This is a genomic window from Terriglobus sp. YAF25, from assembly GCF_052113305.1.
In the GTDB taxonomy this organism is placed as follows: Bacteria; Acidobacteriota; Terriglobia; order Terriglobales; family Acidobacteriaceae; genus Terriglobus.
In genome coordinates this window covers 1-2,284 of sequence record NZ_JBFRCY010000725.1, presented here as the reverse complement: position 1 = coordinate 2,284, position 2,284 = coordinate 1, and the positions used below count along the sequence as shown (strand labels likewise).

Here is a 2,284-nt window from a genome sequence, read left to right as displayed (position 1 = left end):
GATTGAAGAAGGTCCGCATAGTTGCTCTGGTTGAGTTCGTTTGTCACGATTTCCTGGAACGATCCCGCCGCGATACCATTTCCGCTAGCGGTTGTCGTTTGGTCTGTTTCATCAGACCACTCTGTCTGCATCGCACCCTCGTCGAACGTCCCCTCGCCATCGTTCTCGTATTCGTCCGCAATTGAAGTCCAGGCGGCATAATCAGACGGGCTGTCATCGATGCCGGAATCCGTAGAATCGAAGTAGCTGTCATCGTCGATCCGGTATTCCTCTCCCTGATCCACCACATAAGTGCTGTCATAGCAGGTTGCTTGAGCGAACACTTCCATCGCCGGGGATGTTGGAAGAAGACTCCACACCGGCGACAGCGAGGATTGGGTTGAAGGCGAGGCCGTCTCTTGATGAGTATTACGGCGATTTGTTTCCAGTCTGTAGGTTGGCCGAGTCGTATGCCAAGTTGCATCGACGTAGGCAGCGGACATACGGCGGCTCCGGTGCCCAAATTTGTTATAGGTAAAGAACGCCGCGCGAAACTCATTTGAACCCGGGGACACCTGTGATGCAACCGCTGCCAGACGCCCTGCACCATCTCGAATGATCGCGTGACTAGTTGTACCCTTTGCATTTTTAGACGTAACGAGCACAGATCTACCGTCCGCTCCAYAGGTCCGCGTTGTCGTTATACCTTTCGAGAGGTTGGCCTGTGCGGACACTCGACCGACAGAATCGTACTGATACCGGACCTTTTCTCCATTCGCCTTGTCGATCGTTCGGATGCGCCCGTTCTGCAAAGAGTACGATTGGCGTTGCGTCTTACCGTCGATCGTGACCGACGTTGCGTAAGCCTGCGTGTGGAGATTCAACGCCTCAGCAAAACTATCACTGAAGTCCCACGATACGGCGTGCCCGCCGGTTGATTGGAAGCTGGCCCGTGTCCCCGTACTGTTGTATGTAATGGATGCGATACTGTGAGTGGGCAGAGTTGACTTGCAACCGGCACATTCGTGCGTGATATGGGTTGGCTTCGCGAGAAGTCCGTATGGGTTATACGGTGAGCGATCGAGATGATGCAGCACCCCACTCTGCTGTACCGGCTGTTCCTCATCATAAGAAAACGTCGTCGAACGAACTGAGTGGTCGGGCTGCGAGGTGCGGACTTCCCTGACAGCCGTCAAGATGTTCAACTCTTTGAACTGTGCGCGATCATCATATACGGTTCGTGATGTGGTGACCTGTCCTCCATCTGCATTGTCCATTGTCAATTCTGTCTGCCGGCCAAACGAATCGAAGTGGACGAGGACATGGAGCATACGCTCTCCATTTGCCATGCCATTACTTTCCAGAGAGGAGCGCAAAATTTGCGATACGCCGGCCACTACTACTTTTTGCCAAGTTGTCTTCTCCGTGGTCACGGAACTGCGCCTGTAAGCCTTCGGAGAGCGGTCCGTCTGTGAGAGAACTTTGCCTTCGTAGTCTCCGGTCAGCGCAAAGCGGGCAAACGTGCTCCGACCGTCCTGCCAGACAATGGAAGCCATTCCGTCGCTCGATGGAGGTGAAATGGTTGCAGAGTTAGTGATCGTTCCCGCGGGATTTACGGAACCGCTTTCGAGCCGAGAGGTCCGGGGGACCGCCCCATAGTTTCCCGTATTCCAGGATGCATAGCTGTACGCCGTGTAGCGGAGCAAGGAGCCRTCGGGAGCGAGACGTGAGATCTTGCTGATCAAACCGGAGTCGTCATAGTCGAACTTGAAGCTGCCACCGTCCTGAAGCGAGATGCTGGATAATGCGTCGAAAGTGACCGGGGCCAGCGCTCCTTGAGACGTCCCGTCGGTGCTTACCGGAAGGCTGTGTTCCTTTTGGTAAGTCAATGTGGCAACCGGAGAGGACGCTCCGGCGATGATCCGATCCACTTCGATGAGATGTTGCGAATGATCGTAGCGGAACCGAATGATGCGGCCCAACGTATCCTCGATGGATGTGAGCCTCCCATCGGAAGCATACTGCGCAGTGACAACGTTTCCTGATAAATCGACTACTCGCGTGCAGACATAACGATAGCCATAGCGGGAGAATTCCAGGACGGTTCCGGTGCGATCCCGCATCACGGCCTTGTTTCCCGTCAAATGAAGTTTGCGACCGGATGAGTCGACGGCCAGATATTCCGTTGGATCTTCACTGCTTCGCAACTCAGTCGCGCGGCCCTCGGAATCGACAAATACGAGCGACGAGCCTCCTTCAACAACAGCGAGCTGCGGTAGCCCCAAGCTGAAACCAGGAGCAGGGC

Annotated in this window: 1 protein-coding gene; it reads right to left on the bottom strand. The window is 55.0% G+C overall.

What is annotated here, in order from left to right:
• Window positions 1-1,535: hypothetical protein (locus AB4043_RS22910; protein ID WP_442308200.1), on the bottom strand; the 1,535-nt coding region annotated here is incomplete at its 3' end.
• Window positions 1,536-2,284: the final 749 nt, after the last annotated feature.